This window comes from Bradyrhizobium sp. UFLA03-84 (assembly GCF_002289535.1).
GTDB classification, from domain to species: domain Bacteria; phylum Pseudomonadota; class Alphaproteobacteria; order Rhizobiales; family Xanthobacteraceae; genus Bradyrhizobium; species Bradyrhizobium viridifuturi.
On the sequence record NZ_NSJY01000014.1, the window covers coordinates 976,249 to 991,110 of the forward strand.

The 14,862-nt window shown below is 65.8% G+C and carries 16 protein-coding genes; 10 read left to right on the forward strand and 6 right to left on the reverse strand.

Features of this window, described 5'->3' with window-relative positions:
- Nucleotides 1-129: 129 nt before the first annotated feature.
- A complete protein-coding gene (locus CK489_RS26175) occupies nucleotides 130-1,293 on the forward strand; it encodes an acyl-CoA dehydrogenase family protein (RefSeq protein ID WP_095734318.1) in 1,164 nt (387 codons plus the stop codon).
- A 23-nt stretch (nucleotides 1,294-1,316) separates the two neighbouring features.
- On the opposite strand, the gene CK489_RS26180 is transcribed toward CK489_RS26175, so the two are convergent.
- Nucleotides 1,317-2,318 carry a zinc-dependent alcohol dehydrogenase family protein gene (locus CK489_RS26180; protein WP_198961026.1) on the reverse strand — a complete coding sequence of 334 codons (1,002 nt, stop codon included), beginning with the start codon at nucleotides 2,316-2,318 and terminating at the stop codon, nucleotides 1,317-1,319.
- Nucleotides 2,319-2,416: 98 nt separating this feature from the next.
- On the opposite strand from CK489_RS26180, the gene CK489_RS26185 reads away from it, so the two are divergent.
- Nucleotides 2,417-3,271 carry a LysR family transcriptional regulator gene (locus CK489_RS26185; RefSeq protein WP_050627624.1) on the forward strand — a complete coding sequence of 285 codons (855 nt, stop codon included), beginning with the start codon at nucleotides 2,417-2,419 and terminating at the stop codon, nucleotides 3,269-3,271.
- Nucleotides 3,272-3,356: 85 nt separating this feature from the next.
- Here CK489_RS26185 and CK489_RS26190 read toward each other — a convergent pair whose 3' ends face one another.
- Nucleotides 3,357-5,438: a methyl-accepting chemotaxis protein gene (locus CK489_RS26190; protein ID WP_095734319.1), complete on the reverse strand. Its 2,082-nt coding sequence runs from the start codon at nucleotides 5,436-5,438 to the stop codon at nucleotides 3,357-3,359.
- A gap of 157 nt (nucleotides 5,439-5,595) precedes the next feature.
- Nucleotides 5,596-5,847 (reverse strand): hypothetical protein, encoded by a 252-nt coding sequence (locus CK489_RS26195; RefSeq protein ID WP_050627626.1) that lies wholly within the window; start codon nucleotides 5,845-5,847, stop codon nucleotides 5,596-5,598.
- A gap of 212 nt (nucleotides 5,848-6,059) precedes the next feature.
- Between CK489_RS26195 and CK489_RS26200 the strand changes: the two genes are divergently transcribed.
- Together CK489_RS26200 and CK489_RS26205 are read left to right on the forward strand one after the other, a co-directional pair.
- Nucleotides 6,060-6,650, forward strand: coding sequence for an NADPH-dependent FMN reductase (locus tag CK489_RS26200; protein WP_050627627.1), 591 nt, complete (start codon nucleotides 6,060-6,062; stop codon nucleotides 6,648-6,650).
- A gap of 32 nt (nucleotides 6,651-6,682) precedes the next feature.
- Nucleotides 6,683-7,465 (forward strand): SDR family NAD(P)-dependent oxidoreductase, encoded by a 783-nt coding sequence (locus CK489_RS26205; protein ID WP_050627628.1) that lies wholly within the window; start codon nucleotides 6,683-6,685, stop codon nucleotides 7,463-7,465.
- A gap of 13 nt (nucleotides 7,466-7,478) precedes the next feature.
- On the opposite strand, the gene CK489_RS26210 is transcribed toward CK489_RS26205, so the two are convergent.
- A complete protein-coding gene (locus CK489_RS26210) occupies nucleotides 7,479-7,859 on the reverse strand; it encodes a hypothetical protein (protein ID WP_095734320.1) in 381 nt (126 codons plus the stop codon).
- Nucleotides 7,860-8,035: 176 nt separating this feature from the next.
- On the opposite strand from CK489_RS26210, the gene CK489_RS26215 reads away from it, so the two are divergent.
- Nucleotides 8,036-8,665 carry a L,D-transpeptidase gene (locus CK489_RS26215; protein WP_244486461.1) on the forward strand — a complete coding sequence of 210 codons (630 nt, stop codon included), beginning with the start codon at nucleotides 8,036-8,038 and terminating at the stop codon, nucleotides 8,663-8,665.
- Nucleotides 8,666-8,738: 73 nt separating this feature from the next.
- Here the strand turns inward: CK489_RS26215 and CK489_RS41840 are convergent, their stop codons facing one another.
- Entirely contained in the window at nucleotides 8,739-9,821 is a 1,083-nt protein-coding gene (locus CK489_RS41840; RefSeq protein WP_095734321.1) for a hypothetical protein, read from the reverse strand.
- A gap of 381 nt (nucleotides 9,822-10,202) precedes the next feature.
- Between CK489_RS41840 and CK489_RS26225 the strand changes: the two genes are divergently transcribed.
- The 3 genes from CK489_RS26225 (at nucleotide 10,203) to CK489_RS26235 (ending at nucleotide 12,952) form a co-directional block, all read left to right on the forward strand.
- Nucleotides 10,203-10,781: a septal ring lytic transglycosylase RlpA family protein gene (locus CK489_RS26225; RefSeq protein WP_094194398.1), complete on the forward strand. Its 579-nt coding sequence runs from the start codon at nucleotides 10,203-10,205 to the stop codon at nucleotides 10,779-10,781.
- Nucleotides 10,782-11,135: 354 nt separating this feature from the next.
- Nucleotides 11,136-12,641: a serine hydrolase domain-containing protein gene (locus CK489_RS26230; protein ID WP_050631883.1), complete on the forward strand. Its 1,506-nt coding sequence runs from the start codon at nucleotides 11,136-11,138 to the stop codon at nucleotides 12,639-12,641.
- A gap of 104 nt (nucleotides 12,642-12,745) precedes the next feature.
- Nucleotides 12,746-12,952 carry a hypothetical protein gene (locus CK489_RS26235; protein WP_050631882.1) on the forward strand — a complete coding sequence of 69 codons (207 nt, stop codon included), beginning with the start codon at nucleotides 12,746-12,748 and terminating at the stop codon, nucleotides 12,950-12,952.
- 82 nt (nucleotides 12,953-13,034) lie between these two features.
- Here CK489_RS26235 and CK489_RS26240 read toward each other — a convergent pair whose 3' ends face one another.
- Nucleotides 13,035-13,763, reverse strand: coding sequence for a class I SAM-dependent methyltransferase (locus CK489_RS26240; protein WP_095734323.1), 729 nt, complete (start codon nucleotides 13,761-13,763; stop codon nucleotides 13,035-13,037).
- Between the two features lie 176 nt (nucleotides 13,764-13,939).
- On the opposite strand from CK489_RS26240, the gene CK489_RS26245 reads away from it, so the two are divergent.
- Entirely contained in the window at nucleotides 13,940-14,125 is a 186-nt protein-coding gene (locus tag CK489_RS26245) for a hypothetical protein (protein WP_094194399.1), read from the forward strand.
- 148 nt (nucleotides 14,126-14,273) lie between these two features.
- Complete coding sequence (locus tag CK489_RS26250) at nucleotides 14,274-14,795, forward strand: DUF1993 domain-containing protein (RefSeq protein ID WP_095734324.1); 522 nt, start codon at nucleotides 14,274-14,276, stop codon at nucleotides 14,793-14,795.
- Nucleotides 14,796-14,862: the final 67 nt, after the last annotated feature.

Here is a 14,862-nt window from a genome sequence, read left to right on the forward strand (position 1 = left end):
GGATATTGAATTCCGCACCATGAAACCATCGCGCGACAGTGAGCGTAAGCGCGCGTTTCCGCTATTCCTGCCGATGAAAAATGCGCTACTGGTTTTGTGAAACGAAACAGCACAGGCGAGGAATGTCAGATGAGCGATGATGAACAGACAGCCATGATCCGCGAGACCGTCGCGAAGTTCGTCGACCGCGAACTGATCCCGCTCGAGCCGCAATATCTGAAATCGAAACTGCCCGGCAGCGATCATCCCGAGCTGACGCAGGAGCATCGCAAGCGGCTGCGCGACGTCTCCAAGGAGCTCGGCCTCTGGGGCCTCGATGCGCCCGAGGATCTCGGAGGCCACGATTTGCCGACGCGCACGATGGCTGCGGTGCACGAAGAGCTAGGCCGCAGCTGCGTGCCGTTCGTGCTGCCGCCGGACTCGCCGAACCTGCGCATGCTGCAGGCGGTCGGCACCGACGCGCAGAAGAAGAAATACCTGCAGCCCTATATCGAAGGCCGGATGGCGTCGGCGATCGCGATTTCCGAGCCCGGCGCCGGCGGCGATCCTGCAGGCATGAAGACGCGCGCGCTGCTCGAGGGTGAACAGTGGGTGCTGAACGGCCGCAAGATCTGGATCAGCAATGCGCGCGCCGCCGACTTCATCATCGTGATGGCGCGGGTCGGCAGCGATCAGCGCCAGGGTGGCATCACCTCCTTCATCGTCGAAAAGGGCACGCCCGGCTTCATCATCGAGCGCGAGATCCCGATGGTCGGCGGCGGCTCGACCTACGAGATCGTGTTCGAGGACTGCCGCATCCCGAAGGACTCCGTGCTGGGCGAGGTCGGCAAGGGCTACGCGCCGATGCAGCTGCGCCTGCGCACGCGGCGGCTCGAGATGGGATCGACCTGCGTCGGCATCACCAAGCGCGCGCTCGACATGATGTGCGAGCACGCCAAGCAGCGCGAGACGTTCGGCGTCAGGCTCGCCGAGCGCCAGGCGATCCAGTGGTGGATCGCCGACATCTCGACGCGGATGCACGCCTGCCGGCTGATGGTGCGGGATGCCGCCGACAAGACCGATCGCGGCGAGGACATCCGCCACGAGGCCTCGATGATCAAGGTATTCGCGACCGAGATGGCCTACGACGCCTGCGACCACGCCATGCAGACGCTCGGCGCGCTCGGCGTGACGCTGGAATTGCCGCTGAATGCGCTGTGGCAGAAGGCCCGCCTGATGCGGGTCTATGAGGGCCCGAGCGAAGTCCATCGCCAGGCGATCGCGCGCCGCGTGCTCGGCCTGCGGGGAGGTTAGGCTTCGGGGCGCGACGGCCAAGACTAGACCGCGACATCCACCACCACCTTGCCGGTCGCGGTCCGGTCCCGGATCGCGGCGTGCGCATCGGCGATCGTCGCCAGCGTGAAGTGACGCGGATCGAGGCGGGGCACGATCTTGCCGTTTTCGACCAGCCGCGTCGCCTCGCGCAGAATCTCGCCGTGATGCACGCGGCCTTCGCCGGTCAGCAACGGTAGCAGCGTGAACACACCCGAATAGCTTGCGGCGCGAAACGACAGCGGTGCCAGTGCGTGCGTGCCCCAGCCGAGCGCGCTGACGACGTGGCCGAAGCGGCGCACCGCGTTGAAGGAAGCGTCGAGTGTCGCGCCGCCGACGGTGTCGAACACGATGTCGAAGCCGCGGCCGTCCGTGTGGCGGGCGACGTATTCCTCGACGGTCGCGCTGGTGTAGTCGATCGGCGTTGCACCGAGACGTTCGATGAGCGGCAGGCTGTTTGCCGAGCCGGTGGCATAGACGTCGGCACCGAAGGCGCGCGCGATCTGGATGGCGATATGGCCGACACCGCCGGCTCCGCCATGGATCAGAACTTTCCGGCCGGCGGCGACTTGCGCGCGATCGACCAGACCTTCCCACGCGGTGATGAAGATCAGCGGCAGTGCCGCGGCTTCGCGCATAGAGAGATTGGAAGGCTTCGGCGCCAGCAGGTCGGCATCGACGGCCGCATAATCGGCAAGCGCACCCTGGAGCCCGCCGACGCCGCCGGTCATGCCGTAGACCTCGTCACCCCTGTGGAATCCTGTCACGCCGGGGCCGACAGCCTCGACAACGCCGCTGAGATCGATCCCGAGGATGGCAGGCAGCGGCTGCCGGGCATGCGCTGCCTTACCTGCCGCAATCTTGAGATCAAGCGGATTCACACCACTCGCGTTGATGCGGACCAGCACCTGGCCGGGTCCCGCCTGCGGCCGCGCAATGTCGGTCGGACGAAAGGGCGTGTTGGGGGCGTCGAGTATCGCGGCGCGCATCGAAGATTGGTCGGTCATCTCGAACTCCTTGGTTGCGCTCAAATCTGACGGCGTCATGATTGTTTGGAAATAGACGATATTGTAGTCTGTCCATTCATTCTTGAATGAGATGGCCGATGGAATGGAGCGATCTCAAAATATTCCTCGCCGTCGCGCGCGAAGGGACCCTTGGGTCGGCGGCGCGCAAGCTCGGGCAGAGTCAGCCGACGATGGGGCGGCGGCTCCGCGCGCTTGAGCACGCGCTCGGACAGACGCTATTTCAGCGCACCGCGGGCGGCTTCGTACTGACCGACGAAGGCACCAGCGTGCTCGTCCATGCCGAACGTATGGAGGAGGAAGCCGACGCGCTGGCGCGCGAGGTCGCCGGACAGGATCGACAGCTCGATGGTCTGTTACGGATTTCATCGTCGGACTGGTTCGGCGCCCATCTCTTGACGCCGGTACTCGCCGAATTCGCCAGGCTTCAGCCACGCGTGGTGGTCGAGCTACTAACGGATGCGCGGCTGTACAGCCTGCCGCGCCGCGAGGCCGACATCGCATTCCGCATTACACCGTTCGACGAGGCGGAGGTGATCTCGCGGCGGCTGATGCACATCGAATATGGCGTCTACGTGCGAGCCGACCGTTCATTCGCGCCGAAGCCGGGTGATGGGCGCGGCACGCCGCTGATCACGATGGATACGGCGTTCGGCGGCATGCCCGATGCAGTGTGGCTGAAGAAGATGATGCCGAATGCTCACATCGTCTCACGCAGCAACAATCGGGAGGTGCAGGCACGGATGTGTGCAGAGGGCGCCGGCATCGCCGTCTTGCCACGGCCGCTTGCGGATTCAATGATCGGATTGCGCCTGATCGATCTCGGCGCACCACCTCCGGGGCGCGACACCTTTGTCGGCTATCATCGCGACCTGAAGCGGCTCGCACGCCTGCGTGCGCTGCTCGATCTCCTGATCGAGCGGCTTGCGAACTGACGGGAGCATGATCCGGAAAAGTGCGAAGCGGTATCCGACAAGGTGATGCCGAAACAGGAATCCAAAGCGCGATGACTGATCGCGCTTACGCCGCCCGCACGTCTGACAGGAAGCGGTTGACCTGGCCGGCGAGGTCCTTCGACTGCGTCGAGAGCTGTTCGGCTGCACCCAGCACCTGGGTTGCCGCCGCGCCGGTATCGTCGGCGGCGCGCTGCACGCCGGAGATGTTGGAGTTGACCTCCTGGGTGCCGCGTGCGGCTTCCTGCACGCTGCGCGAGATCTCCTTGGTCGCCGAGCCCTGTTCCTCGATCGCGGCGGCAATCGCGGTGCCGATCTGGTCGATCTCGGTGATGACGTCGACGACGCTCCTGATCGCGGTCACGGTCTCGTCGCTCGCGGTCTGGATCGCGGTGATCTGTTCGGAAATCTCGGTGGTGGCCTTGGCGGTCTGGCCGGCCAGCGATTTCACCTCCGAGGCGACCACGGCAAAGCCGCGGCCGGCCTCGCCGGCGCGGGCCGCTTCGATGGTGGCGTTGAGCGCCAGCAGGTTGGTCTGCGCCGCGATGCTCTGGATCAGCGTCACGACGTCGCCGATCTTCTGCGCGCCCTCGGCCAGCGAGCGCGCGGTGTCGCCGGTGCGGCGGGCATGGTCGACTGCACGCGCGGCGATCTCGGTCGAGGTCGCGACCTGCCGGGCGATCTCCGAGATCGACGAGGTCAGTTCCTCGGTCGCACTCGCCACCGTCTGCACGTTGGTCGAAGTCTGATCCGAAGCAGCAGCGACGACCGAGGCCTGGCGGTTGGTGGCGGCGGCGGTCGCCGACATCGATTGCGCGGTGTCCTCCATGACCGATGAGGCCGCGGACAATCCGCCGACAAGTTCGGTGACCTTGGCTTCGAAGGCGCGGGTGAGGTCGTCGAGCACCCGGGCGCGCCGCATCTTGACGTCGTTCTCGGCTTCCTTCTCGGTCGCGAGGCGATCGGCCTCGATCCGGTTGTCCTTGAACACCTGCACGGCGGCGGCCATCGCGCCGATCTCGTCGTTGCGCGCGGCGCCCGGGATCGCTTCGGCGACCTCGCCCGCGGCGAGCCGCGACATCCGGCCGGTGAGGGCGGCGATCGGGTTGAGGATGCGGCGGCGGACCACGACGATGAGGCCGGCGCTGACGGCGCTGACGGCGAGCAGGCCGATCAACGCAATCACGAAGCTGAAGCGCGCCGCCGAATAGGCGCTGGCGAGCACCTGCTCGGCATTCTCGTAGAACGCGTCGCGCACGGTGATGATGGCGGCGAGGCCGATCTGCGATTCCGGATAGTAGGTGTCGAGATCCTGCTCGTACTTGCCGGTCACGGCGCCTTCCTTGGCGAGCTTCAGTGCCTTGCCGAAGCGCTCGACATAGTCGGCCTGCATCTTGCCGAGCGCAGTCATGACGTTCGCGGGCGTCGCCGGATTGTTGCGGAGCTCCTGCAAGGTCGAAAGGATCTGCTCGGTGCGGCCGGTCGAGCGATAGAGTTCCATCTTCTCCGGTTCGGTCGCGACGCGCTTGGCGCCGACCAGCGCCTTATGCAGGCTGGCGTTGAGGCCGCCGGTGTCGCGCAGCATCCAGGCAACGTTGGCGTAGCTGGCCTGGCGGTAGGCGTTGCCGTCGAGGCCGGCGAGGCGGCGCACCTGCTCGTCGAGCAGCGTGGTGACGCCGGCATTGAACACTGAATTGTCGGCGACGATCTTGCCGGCGGCGGCGCGGCGGACATCAGCCGGTCCGGCAATTGCAGCGGCGATGGCGTCGCGCAGCCCGGCAAACTTCACCTTCAGCGCGTCGATCTCCCGCGCGACGGCCTCGCCATCGTCGAGTGATCCCGGCAGGGTGGCGCGCACCTGGTTGACCTTGGCGAGCGCGCCGTCAGTCAGCTGACGCTGACGGTCGAGCTCGGCGATCTGCTTCGGATCGATCGTGGCGCCCCCAAGCAGCAGGTTGGTGGCGTAGCCACGCTCGGGGTTCATGTAGCGCGGGATATCGCCGACGGCGCGGACGATCTCGAGCCGGCTCTGCGCGGTCGAGACCTTGTCCATGGTCTGATACTTGGTGACCGCGACGTATGCCGCGAGGCCGCCGCCGACCGCGGACAACGAGACGATCGCGGCGGTCAGGAGAGTACCGATTTTCATGGGATGCGCGCCATTTCTTGACGGGGAGAGGAGAGGCCTCAACCGTACCGGGTGCGCATTAACCCAGGGTTTATGATACGGGACCCGTGGGGGTCCCGCTCATTCGTATGATCCGAAAGTCGAAGGCGCCGCGTCGCTCAGCAGCGCGGCGTGACGATCAGTGTTCGTCGCCGTCCGCGCCCTTGGTCGCGGCGCGGTGCTGCGTGGCGCCGCCCGCGCCCGCTTCGCCGCAGGGAAGCTGGTTCCAGGTCCCGTCGGCGGCCTGCTGGTAGGCCTGGCAGCCGACCGAAGTGGTGGCGGTGGATTTCTCTTCGGCTTTCTGCCGCTCGGCACTTTTCGCCAGCGCCGGCGTAGCCACGGCAGCGATGGCCGCGAGCGAACCTGCGAAAACCAGCTTTGCGATCCGCATGTCGGGTTCTCCTTCTCGAAGCAAATCCATATCCAGAAAAGAAATCTGGCGATTTTTGGCCGGGGCGGGGGACCTGCGACGAATTGCTTAATGCCGGGAAAAGCCGGCCGGATCGGCGTTAACTTCTGCCTGGCGGCGCGACCCAATGGAGCGGGGGCGATCGAAGCCGGCGGCGCGACGGTGTCGCGACTGCGTGCTACGATGATCGCATCATGACCCACCGCATTCTCGTTCTCTACGGCTCCTATCGCTCAGATCGCATGGGCATCCGGCTGGCCCACTTCGTCATCGACGGCCTTCGCGGGCGCGGCGACGACGTCGAGCTGATCGACGCCAAGGAGGTCGGCCTGCCGATGCTCGACCGCATGTACAAGGAGCATCCCAAGGGGCAGGCGCCGGCCGTGCTGGAAACGCTCGCCGGCAAGATCCGCGACGCCGACGGCTTCCTGTTCGTCACCGGTGAGTACAATTGGGGCATGCAGCCCGGGCTGAAGAACCTGACCGATCATTTCCTTGAGGAATGGTTCTGGCGTCCGGCGGCGATCGCAAGCTATTCGGCCGGGCGGTTCGCCGGGGCGCGCGCCGCCACCGCCTGGCACGGCACGCTCTCGGAGATGGGCATGGTGGTGGTGTCGAGCACGATCAGCGCGGGGCCGATCGCGCAGACGCTGTCGGCCGAAGGCAAGCCGATCGGCGAGGGCGGCAAGGCGCTCGAGCGCGCCTTTCCACGCTTCGCCGACGACTTCACCTGGTGGATCGAAGCCGCCAAGGCACAGCGCGCGCGCAAGGCACCGCCATACTGAGGCAGGTCTGCAAGTCCGGGAGCTGAGGAACCATGAGCCTCTTCACATCGCCGTTCGATCCCGCGCGCGAGGCAGCTTTGGTGACCGGCGCAGGCAACGGCATCGGCCGCGCCATCGCGCAGGCCCTGGTCGGCGAGGGTGTGCGCACCGTGTTCGCCGATCTGCATGAGGACAGGGTTCTGGCCGCGATCAAGGCCGCCCCACGTCCGGAGCTGGCGCTGCCCTGGGTCGGCGATCTTGCGCAGCGTAAGGCGTGCGATGCCCTGCTGGCACATGCGCAAGCTTCACTCGGGCAGGTGACGCACTTCGTCCACAGCGCCTCGCCGCCGCGTCGCGAGGCCGATCATGCGATGGCGGTCGACGACGAGACCTGGCGGCAGATGCACGCGGTCAATCTCGATGCGGGCTTTCATCTGTCGCGCGAACTGGCGCGCAGACTGATCGCGGCGAAGACGCCGGGCTCGTTCCTGCTGCTCACCTCGCTGCATGCCGGCACGCCGCGCAACTTGCCGCATTACTCGACGGCGAAGGCCGGCATGGCGATGCTGGTGAAGGAGCTCGCCAAGAGCTGGGGTCGCCACGGCATCCGCGTCAATGCGCTGGTGCCCGGGGCGATCGCGGCCGGCGGCTTCGTCGCCGATCCCGCGCTGGCAAAGCACATTCCGCTCGGGCGGCTTGGCCAGGCGGAGGATCTTGCGCCGCTGGCGGTCGCCGTGCTGTCGCACAAGATCTCCGGCTATGTCACCGGCGCATCGATCGTGGTCGACGGCGGATTGTCGTTGACCAACTGGTTCGCGCCGCCGGAGCTCGATTGAGAATTGACGCTGACTACTTGGTCCTGATGTACCCTGCGAGCCGCGTCTTCTGGTCCTGGCACCAGGTCGTCATGCTGCCGGCGCGGCGCTGATCGAGATCGGTGGTCTGGGTTGCGATCGCAACTTCGGTCATCAACTCGTCGGACTGCTTTTCGCCCATCTTGCCGCCGGTATGCATGAAGGCGATCGCCTTGCGCACCTGCTCGGTGGTGCCGTCGGGCAGGTGCATGTCCTGCGCTCGCTGCACGAGGTCCTGATAGACGAGATCGGTGCCGGGGCACTCGACCTTGGCGGCGAAGGCCTGCAGCACCATCGTGACATAGGCCGCGCGCGGATCGGCGTGGGCCGGGGTTGCCGCGACAATCAGGCCGCCGACCAGCAGAGCGTAACGCATCGAATTCCTCCCGAGGGTTTTAGACATTTTGTCGCAAGGCTAGCGTCCGCGGGAACTGACTGCAACCGCAAGGACACACCTGCCGAAGGAACCGATCAAACAGCCGTGTTCCGACCGGGGCTGCCACGATTTCAGCACGATTCGGCAGCAAGTGCCACAAGTTGACGCAGGGGAGAATGATCGTGTCGAAGTTGGGGCTTGCTGCGGTGCTGGTGGGTTCGCTTGCACTTGGCGGCTGCATGCAGGCGACGCTGTCGCCGGTGACGGATGCCGCGATGACGCCGCGCGATCGGCAATTGCTGGCGCATCCGCCCTATGCGGACGCCAAGATCCCGGATCAGTTCCAGCGCCACATTGTCGATTACACGCGCAAGGAGCAGCCGGGTTCGATCCTGGTCGATACCGACGCGCGCTACCTCTATTACGTGCTGCCCGGCGGCAAGGCGATCCGCTACGGCGTCGCCGTCGGCGAGGAGGCGATGGCGTTCTCCGGTGTCGCCACCGTCGGCCGCCTGGCCGAGTGGCCCGATTGGGTTCCGACCAAAGACATCCAGGAGCGGCTCGGGCCGTACCCGGCGCGTGTCGCCGGCGGGCCGGCCAATCCGCTGGGTGCCCGCGGCATCTACCTCTACCAGGGCAACAAGGACACGCTGTACCGCATTCACGGTACCAACCAGCCCGAATATATCGGGCAGGCGATCTCGTCGGGCTGCATCCGCATGAACAACGCCGACGTCATCGACCTCTACCAGCACGTCAAGCCGGGCGCGACCGTGGTCGTGCTGCCGCCGGGCCAGAGCGCCTAATTCGCACTCAAAGTGCAAAGCGGCCGATCGCGTCAACCGCGACCGGCCGTTTTTTTTAGCAGTTGGTCAGCCGTCAGCGCAGCGGCATCGGCGGCCGAACCACCGGGCCGCCATCATCAGCATCGACGATGTTCGACTGTTGCTGCGGTTGTATCGGCCGCGGTGCCGCAGCCTGCGGCGCGACCGCAACGGGGGCCGGCAGCGGCGCCGCTGAGGCCGACGGAGGCGGCGGCGGGATATAGGCCTGCGCCGGCCGGCGCACCGGCGGCGGAGCAACGGCCGCATGCGGCACGGCCTGAGGCGTGATCGCGGCGCGTGGGCGCGGGGCGACCGGCCGTGGTTCGACGGCCCGGGTCTCGGTCGTCCTCGCGACACGCTGCGCCAGTTGATCCTGGCCGGCCTTGAGCTGATCGATGCTGGTCTTGAGCTGCTCGATCTGCTGTCCCATCGACGCGAGGTCGCGCGCCATCGACTGCAACAATTGCGTCTGGTCAGGCACGGCTGCGGCCGCTGCCGGCGCAGCGGGTGCGACCGGCGCTGCGGCGGCGGCCGGTGCTGCGGCAGGCGCGGGCGCGGCGGTGGCAACGTCCTGCGGAGGAGCCGTCGGAGCGGCCTCGGCGGGCTGCTCGGAGGTTGCCGCCTGTGCTGCCGGCGGGGTGGCCTGGTCCGGCGCGGCGGTCGATTTGCCCGGCAGCAGCGACGTCAGCGCCTCGACCTGCGGCACGTACTCGGCCACCATCTGCTTGACGCGATGTCCGTAGTGCTGCCACGCCGCCGTGCCCATGGCGCCGGCGATCGCGAACAGGAACCAGAAAGCGCGGATCGCCCATTTGTTGGTGGGGCGCGGCGCGCGCTCCAGCCGGATGTCGTCCAGTCTGCCGTCATGGCTCGCAGCGCTGTATTCCGGCGCGGCCGGCGGCACCGCCGTCATCGCTGCCGGCGCGACCGGCGGCACCGAGGCCACGGCAGCAGCAGGCGCGACCTGTGGCGTGGAAGAGGGCGCGAGACTTGGGCCGAACCACGGCTCGCGCTGCCCCGGCGCTGCCTTGCCGGCGGCCGCTGGTGCAGCGGCAGCGTTGTCCGGGCGGGCCGGCGCGAAGCTCGGTTCGATCGCGAAGATGTCGTGCGGATCTGCGTCTTTCAGTGTGGATTGCATGGCGGTCCCCGTTTCAGTCCAAGGTCAAACCGCAAATGGGCGGCCGGCAAATTTCGCTCTGTATCGACCCCTGGCCCTGTCCCCACAACTCCAGCCGGGTTTGACCAAAGCAAGGCGAGAGGGTGGAGAGGTTGGGGAGTTTCGGGAACCGGAGCGGGCAGCCGACGGCGCGGGAATTGACATGCGGGCGGTCAGCTCCAGGGCTGCAATTCCAGGGGAGTCTCCAGGGTTGTGTGGCGCATCCACCACACCTGAGGGGAAATCGTGCGCTGCAAGGCGTGTCTGACTGCGGTTCGCCACCGTTCTGCCCCGATTGGATTCGGCTCATTAGGCGGGTGTTGGATTTTCGGCTTGGGCTGGGGCGCGAGTTGGGGATGCAACATGTCACGCGACGATGCAGTCATTTCGTACGTCGACGTTATCAGCCGCGCGCGCGGTGCCGCGCCCGCGATCCGGTTTGCCCATGCGCGAAAGCCGCTGCGGCTGTTCGCGATGGTGATCGGCGCCGCCTCGCTCGCGGCTTGCGCGCAATCATCCGTCGTCAGCCAGCGCTCGCAGGCGCTCGCCAGTCGGCCGGCGTCGGCCGAGCCGACCCGGGCCGCGTCGGCGACGCGCACGCATGTCGCAACCGCGCACAGGCACGCGCCGTATGCCTCGCGCAAGACCGCCGACAGCAAGATCGCATCGCAGGGCGTTGCGAGCTTCTACAGCGACGAGCAGGAGACCGCGAGCGGCGAGAAGTTCAATGCGCATGATCTGACGGCCGCGCATCCGACATTGCCGTTCGGCACCAAGCTGCGCGTCACCGATGTCAAGACCGGCCGCTCGGTCACCGTGCGCGTCAATGACCGCGGGCCTTACGTGCCGGGGCGCATCGTCGACGTCTCGTATTCCGCGGCACAGTCGCTCGGCATGATCGGCAAGGGCGTCGCGAATGTCAGGCTCGACGTGGTGCAGTGAGCCGCGTCGCACAGCCGAGGTTCGGGATTTTTTGCCGGCTGGACCGGGAAAAACTCCCGGCGTAGTGCGCGCTTTAATCCTGTTGTCCGAAGCACCCAGCCCAATAGAATTGGCGCTGCTACTTCCCCGTGCTCGCATTTTCCAGGCGCGTGGATTTCTACCCAACGAACCTTTCCCCGCCTTGGAGTGTCCCGCCAAGGCGGGATTTTTTGTTTTGGAGCCATGCGCGCCGCACGCGTTGACAGTGCCGGTCGGAGCCATAACCTCCGCTTCGCATTCGGAAGATGGCGCATGCCAAACAACAATCAAGAAATTGACGCCGTCGTATCAAGTCAGCCCTCTCGGCGCGGAGCATTGCAGCTGTTTCTGGGCGGCGCCGCCGTGCTGCTCGCGCCGGATGGACGCCTTGGTGCCGTGACGATGGCGCAGGCCGAGACCGCCTTTTCCGATGGACTGCCGCGCGGTCAGCCGGAGGAGCAGGGCATCGCGCCGTCAGCGATCCTCGACTTCCTCGACGATGTCGACCGCCAGGGTTACGAGCTGCACAGCTTCATGCTGTGGCGCAACGGCCGGGTGGTTGCCGAGGGCTGGTGGTCGCCGTATCGCGCCGATCGCAACCATATGATGCATTCGCTGACCAAGAGCGTCACCGTATCCGCGGTCGGGCTTGCCATGGCCGACAAGCGTTTCGGCCTGCAGGACAAGGCCGTCTCGTTCTTCAAGGACAAGCTGCCGCCCGTCGTCGACGACAAGCTCGCGGCGATGACCGTCGAAGACCTGCTGACCATGCGCACCGGCCACGCCTCGATGACGTCGGGATCGGCATGGCGGCCGATCAAGACCAGTTGGGTCGCCGAGTTCTTCAAGATTCCGGTCGTCTACCAGCCTGGCACCAAATGGGTCTACACCTCGGCCGCGACCTATCTGCTGTCGGCGATCGTCACCAAGACGACCGGCGAGGCGGTGGCCGACTATCTGAAGCCGCGGCTGTTCGATCCTCTTGGGATCTCCGGCTATCAATGGCCGGTCGGGCCCGAGGGCATCTCACCCGGCGCCAACGGCCTGAGCTGGAAGACGGTCGATTGCCTCAAGCTCGGCATCCTGTATGCGCAGAACGGCATCTGGAACGGCAAGCAGGTGCTGCCGGCCGATTGGGTAGCGGCGGTGCAGCAGCCGCACGTCAAGGACACCTACGGTTATCAATGGTGGATCGGGCCCGGGACATTCTACGCCGACGGCCTGTTCGACCAGCTCAGCTTCGTCTTTCCCAAGCACAATGCGGTGCTGGCGATCACCGCCGGCATCCCGCAGCGTAGCGGTTTCAACAAGCTGGTGTTCCGGCATTTCCCGGCGATGTTCGCTGGCACGGTCGCGAAGAACGACGCAGATGCCGGGAAGCTGAAGGCGCGAACCGCGGCCTTGCAGTTGCTGCCGCCATTGGTCACGGCATCATCGCGGGTTGCAGCGGAGATTTCCGGCAAGACCTGGCAGATGCCGGAGAATGCCGATGCGATCAAATCGGTCAATCTCAGCTTCGCCGACAAGACCTGCACCTTCACGCTCGAGGACGGCAGAGGCACGCACAAGGTCGAGGTCGGACTCGACGCGCCGCGCGAAGGCACCACGACGATGACCGGCAACAAGCTGCATCACGAGTATCAGCCCGATGTGATGCGCGTGGTCGCGAGCGGCACCTGGCGCGACCTGCGAACCTTCGTGATGACCTGGACCTTCGTCGAATCGGCGTTCCGCGACACCGTGACCTGCACATTCGAGGGACCGCAGATGCGATTCGCGCGCAGCGTCAATGTCAACTCGTCGGCGCTGGATATGCCGACCTTGATGGGCAAGTTGACGTAACTGCCATCACAAATTGCGCTCTGCCGCATCTTGCGGCAGGCTTCCACCAAATTGTCACACTCCCAGCGAAATGCAGCCCAAAGCCGCTGCCAACACACCGCCGGATGGACGATCTCGGCGAGGGACAAGCATTGGCCTACAAGATGATCGCAGAACGCGAGAACGAAACGGTCAGGATCGAGCGGGAGAGCACCTTCATCATCATCGCCAAGGCCAAGGTCTGGGCCAGCGAAGGGTGGCAGGTGGTGATCACCGACAAGGACGGCAAATCATACCCGCTCGAGGATTTCGACAAGCTGCTCGCGGCGTGATGCTCGTGGTTGCGCAGGATTTCCGCGCAAACGCTGCGCGCCTGTCGCGGGGGAGACCGGCTTCGCAGTTTCCCGGATCATGCTAGCGCTGTGCTGACACCAGCAGCATCATCGGCCGCTCGAGTTCGTCGGCCAGCTCAGGCATCGCCTTGATCTGCTCGCGTGTCGGGGAGAATTCCTCGACATGCCGCAGCATGAAGCCGGCACCGATCAGCGCATTCAGCGTGGTGCCGACTGTGCGGTGATATTTCAGCACTCCCTGCACATACCAGTCGGTTCGGCGTTCGCCTTCGATGAAGTAGCGGTTGACCGGCCAGGTCTTGCGGCCGCCTGCATCCTGCAGCCACTCCGGACGCGTGGCTGCCATGTAGATCGGATGCTCTGTCGTGAAGACCAGATGCCCCTCCGGGACGAGCGTGCGGTAGAGCATGCGCGCGAGGCGATCGAAGTCCCTGACGTAATGGAAGGTGAGGGCGCTGTAGGCGAGATCGAATGTGCCCTTCGGCAGTTCCAGCGTTTCCAGATCGGCGATCTCGTAGGTGATCGCTGTATCCTGCGTCATGGCGGTGGCGCGGGCGATCATGTTCTGCGACAGGTCGACGCCGAGCACGTCGGACGCGCCTTGCTCGCGCATCCAGCGCGACACCCAACCGAAGCCGCAGCCGAGATCGACGGCGCGCTTGCCCGTGACATCAGGCAGCATGGCGCGGATGGCGGGCCATTCGGGCGCGCCGAGCAGCCCGCGGACCTGCCGCGGGAGCTGGCTGTAGCCGGCGAAGAAGCCGGGATCGTCATAGATGTTTTGCGCCATGGCACGCCAACTCGGGAAAGGGATGGAGTTGGTCTCTGTAACCGCCGCCGAGGCGCGTGGGAACCGCTGATTGCATCGCGCGCGGGAACCAGAGGCGGCATTCGGTGGTTCTGATGTCAGCGCCGCGGGACGCGCATTCGCCCGTCCGGCGGCGGTCGACAGCCGAGGAGAGCGCCATGATAGGTGAGATGCAAATTCACACCATTGCGCGGCAGATGCTGCTGAAGCACGGGCCGGAGGCGATCGCGCAGGCAGCGCAGAACGCGGTGGCCTGCGAGCGCAAGGGCGAGACCGAAGACGCCCGCGACTGGCGCCATATCGAAGACGCCATGAAGATGATGCGCGGACCGCATCAGAGCTGACCGCTGATCGTCAGCATGGTCGAGTGATCCGGCACTGCACGCCGGATCGTTCGATTGGTGAACTCCCCAGAGCCGCTTGCCTTCGCCGGAAATTCCGGGAACTCTGTTCGGGCAAGCAGCAGACAAATTCTATCTGGGGGAATTCGCCATGGCCTTTTCACTCTACGACGCGACCGTTGCCAACTATCTGCAGATACTCGGCTCCGTCTCGGGCTTTCTCGAGAAGAGCCTCGCGCATTTCAAGGACAACGGCATCGATTCGGCCGAGATCGTCGAGACCCGGTTGTTTCCGGACATGTTGCCGTTCCGCTTTCAGGTGGTCTCGCTCGCGCACCACTCCCGCGGCGCGATGGAGGCGGCGAAGAACGGCGTATTCGTCCCGCCATCCGGCAAGCCCGACCTGGACTACGCCGCATTGCAGGCGCTGGTGAAGGACGCGCAAAGTGAGTTGTCGGCCCTGACGCCGGATGCGGTCAATGCGCTGCTCGGGCGCGACGTGACGTTCAAGGTCGGAGATCGGTCGATGCCGTTCACGGCCGAGGGATTTCTGATGTCGTTCTCGCTGCCGAACTTCTTCTTTCATTCGACAACGGCCTACGACATCCTGCGCCACAAGGGGGCGCCGCTAGGCAAGCGCGACTTCATCGGCCGCTTGAACCTGAAGAAGTGACCGGCCGCCGCGCACAGCAAGACCGGCAGCGCGCGGCAACAAGCGCGATCGTCAGTACCTGAGGCCT

Excerpts from the sequence above, each read along its gene's own strand:
- CK489_RS26175 (WP_095734318.1), top strand. The coding sequence starts at position 130 with ATGAGCGATGATGAACAGACAGCCATGATCCGCGAGACCGTCGCGAAG.
- CK489_RS26180 (WP_198961026.1), bottom strand. The coding sequence starts at position 2,318 with ATGACCGACCAATCTTCGATGCGCGCCGCGATACTCGACGCCCCCAAC.
- CK489_RS26185 (WP_050627624.1), top strand. The coding sequence starts at position 2,417 with ATGGAATGGAGCGATCTCAAAATATTCCTCGCCGTCGCGCGCGAAGGG.
- CK489_RS26190 (WP_095734319.1), bottom strand. The coding sequence starts at position 5,438 with ATGAAAATCGGTACTCTCCTGACCGCCGCGATCGTCTCGTTGTCCGCG.
- CK489_RS26195 (WP_050627626.1), bottom strand. The coding sequence starts at position 5,847 with ATGCGGATCGCAAAGCTGGTTTTCGCAGGTTCGCTCGCGGCCATCGCT.
- CK489_RS26200 (WP_050627627.1), top strand. The coding sequence starts at position 6,060 with ATGACCCACCGCATTCTCGTTCTCTACGGCTCCTATCGCTCAGATCGC.
- CK489_RS26205 (WP_050627628.1), top strand. The coding sequence starts at position 6,683 with ATGAGCCTCTTCACATCGCCGTTCGATCCCGCGCGCGAGGCAGCTTTG.
- CK489_RS26210 (WP_095734320.1), bottom strand. The coding sequence starts at position 7,859 with ATGCGTTACGCTCTGCTGGTCGGCGGCCTGATTGTCGCGGCAACCCCG.
- CK489_RS26215 (WP_244486461.1), top strand. The coding sequence starts at position 8,036 with ATGATCGTGTCGAAGTTGGGGCTTGCTGCGGTGCTGGTGGGTTCGCTT.
- CK489_RS41840 (WP_095734321.1), bottom strand. The coding sequence starts at position 9,821 with ATGCAATCCACACTGAAAGACGCAGATCCGCACGACATCTTCGCGATC.
- CK489_RS26225 (WP_094194398.1), top strand. The coding sequence starts at position 10,203 with ATGTCACGCGACGATGCAGTCATTTCGTACGTCGACGTTATCAGCCGC.
- CK489_RS26235 (WP_050631882.1), top strand. The coding sequence starts at position 12,746 with ATGGACGATCTCGGCGAGGGACAAGCATTGGCCTACAAGATGATCGCA.
- CK489_RS26240 (WP_095734323.1), bottom strand. The coding sequence starts at position 13,763 with ATGGCGCAAAACATCTATGACGATCCCGGCTTCTTCGCCGGCTACAGC.
- CK489_RS26245 (WP_094194399.1), top strand. The coding sequence starts at position 13,940 with ATGATAGGTGAGATGCAAATTCACACCATTGCGCGGCAGATGCTGCTG.
- CK489_RS26250 (WP_095734324.1), top strand. The coding sequence starts at position 14,274 with ATGGCCTTTTCACTCTACGACGCGACCGTTGCCAACTATCTGCAGATA.